The 2415-nt window shown below is 68.4% G+C and carries 3 protein-coding genes; 1 reads left to right on the top strand and 2 read right to left on the bottom strand.

What is annotated here, in order from left to right:
* Both FUT88_RS21595 and FUT88_RS21590 read right to left on the bottom strand, forming a co-directional pair.
* The coding region (locus FUT88_RS21595; protein WP_147218250.1) for an AraC family transcriptional regulator at positions 1-542 on the bottom strand (542 nt) is incomplete at its 3' end.
* A gap of 102 nt (positions 543-644) precedes the next feature.
* The gene (locus FUT88_RS21590) at positions 645-1343 is read right to left on the bottom strand and encodes a Crp/Fnr family transcriptional regulator (RefSeq protein WP_147218248.1); all 699 of its coding nucleotides are present in this window, start codon (positions 1341-1343) and stop codon (positions 645-647) included.
* A 193-nt stretch (positions 1344-1536) separates the two neighbouring features.
* On the opposite strand from FUT88_RS21590, the gene FUT88_RS21585 reads away from it, so the two are divergent.
* Positions 1537-2415, top strand: an 879-nt coding sequence (locus tag FUT88_RS21585) for an AMP-binding protein (protein WP_147218246.1), incomplete at its 3' end; no start/stop codon positions are given.

The raw sequence follows: 2415 nt of genomic DNA, 5'->3' as shown, positions 1-2415 counted from the left end.
GTTTCGTTGAGCGTGCGCACGTTGCGCAGACCGGCGCGCCGGGCCAGCGCGTGCAGCGCTTCGGCTTCGGGCGCGTCATTGCCGCGCGCGTGCGCCAGCCGGTACAGCGCCCAGGCGGCGCGTTGCTCGCGCACCAGCGCATGCAGGGCTTCCCCTTCCGCAAACAGCCGCGCACGCACCTGGCGCGGGCAAGCCTGCCAGCAATGGCTTAGCAGGGCGGCATTCCACGCCTGCGCCGGGTGTTCGAACACCAGCGTGGCCAGCGCACGGGCCCACGGCTTGTCATGCTGGATGGCGGCCATGCGCGGGCAGCCGGCGTCGGGCACGGCCTTGAACGTGATGGCGCACGGCTGCCAGGGGGTGCCCGGAATCTCGCAACCGAAGTGCGCGAAAGCGGGCACCACGAACGGGTCGCCCGGGCGCACTTCGCGTCGGCCGTTGGCATCGCGCAGGCACGCGCTGCCCAGCTCGGCCTGCACGCGCACCGCAAACGGAAAGCGCAGGCGCGAGAGTCGGACGTGGGCGCGGCTGATGAGTGGCATGGCTGACCGATAAGGCGGCGGAAGAAGCGCGACTGTCGCAGGATTCTATGTCTGCGCGCAACAGGGGCAATGTCGCCCGGGTGACAGAGTCGCGAGCGGCGCTTACAGCTCCGACAGACCGAAAAGCCGCAGCCGCTCAAGATCGGTCACGCGGATGGTCTGGTACGACAGCGTGATCATGCCGCCCTCGGCCAGCCGTTGCAGTGCGCGGTTCACGCGCTGGCGCGACAACCCCGTCAGCAGCCCGATCTCTTCCTGCGAAAGTTCCAGCACGGTGCTCGTGCGCGGGTACAGGGCGGGGTGGAACAACTGCGCAATCGCTTGCGCCACGCGCGCATCGGCGCTCAGCAGGCGATCGTTCTGCACGGTGGCGATGAACTGCCCCATGCGTTCGTTCAGCTGGCGCACCACAAAGCTGGCAAACGGCAGGCTCTGCGCGAGCAGCGTATTGAACACAGGTTCGGGCACCAGCAGCACGTGCGAGGCGCGAATGGCGATCACGTCGTAGCGGCGGTCTTCGCGCTTGATGACGCTGCCCTCGCCGCACCAGCCGCCCGCGGGCACGCCGGAGAACGTGCAGCCGCGCCCGTCGGAGGTGTACACGGCCAGCTTGATGAGGCCCGTATCGACGCCGATCCAGTAGCGGGACGGCTCGCCGCGGCGGGCAATGAAGGCGCCGGGCTCGAAGGCCTGCAGCAGGGTTTCTCGCGCGGCCAGGGCCTGGTGTTCAGGCGCAAGCGCGGTGTACCACGCATGGCCTTCCAGTTGCGTGGCGGGCGTCGGAGCACGGGGTGTGGTCATGGCAGGCGTGGGCACACGGTCAAGGGTAGCGGGGGCGCGTGGGGCTCTGCCTTCGCTTTGTAAGAAACCCGTCAGCCTTGGGTTGGCGCGGGTTTCCGGGCGGTTTGTCATCCGGGTGACAGAGTGCGGGAGCCGGCCGATGATAGCGTTGCCCAACAAAAAGCAACAGCGCCCGGCGCACGGAGACAGAGCAATGCCCACGGATTTTGATAGCGGTCTGGCCCGCAACGCGGCCAACTTCGTCCCGCTCACACCCATCGAGTTTCTTGCCCGCGCGGCCGATGTGTATGGCGATCGCCTGGCCATCGTGCACGGGCCGGTGCGCCAGAACTGGCGCGACACCTACCTGCGCGCGCGGCGCCTGGCCAGCGCGCTGTCGCTGGCGGGCGTCGGCCGGGGCGACACGGTGGCGGCGCTCCTGCCCAACACGCCTGCCATGGTGGAGGCGCATTTCGGGGTGCCGATGGCGGGCGGCGTGCTCAACGCCCTGAACATCCGCCTGGATGCCGCCAACCTGGTCTTCATGCTGCGCCATGGCGAGGCGCGCGTGCTGCTGGCCGACACCGAGTTTGCCGACGTGGCCCGCCAGATGGCGCTGGAGATTCCCGGCCTGAAGGTGATTGCCGTGAACGATGCCCTGGGCCCGCAGGCCGAGCCGTTTGGCGACACCGATTACGAAACGTTCCTCGCCTCCGGCGACCCGCACTACACCTGGCAGCTGCCCGCCGACGAGTGGGATGCGATTGCGCTCAACTACACCTCGGGCACCACGGGCGACCCGAAGGGCGTGGTCTATCACCATCGCGGCGCGGCCATCAACGCGGTGTCGAACATCCTGGAGTGGGATCTGCCCAAGCATCCGGTCTACCTCTGGACGCTGCCGATGTTCCACTGCAACGGCTGGTGCTTCCCGTGGACGATCGCGGCGCGCGCAGGCGTGAATGTCTGCCTGCGCAAATTCGAGCCGAAGCTGGTGTTCGACCTCATGCGCGACGAAGGCGTGACGCACTACTGCGCAGCGCCCATCGTTCACACCGCGCTGGTGAACGCGCCGCCGTCGTGGCGCGAGGGT

Source organism: Ralstonia sp. TCR112 (genome assembly GCF_007997035.1).
Lineage (GTDB): Bacteria > Pseudomonadota > Gammaproteobacteria > Burkholderiales > Burkholderiaceae > Ralstonia > Ralstonia edaphi.
This window is presented reverse-complemented; position numbering and strand designations above follow the sequence as displayed.

Bases quoted from the DNA above. Each gene is read 5' to 3' on its own strand.
- FUT88_RS21590 (WP_147218248.1), bottom strand. From the start codon at position 1,343: ATGACCACACCCCGTGCTCCGACGCCCGCCACGCAACTGGAAGGCCAT.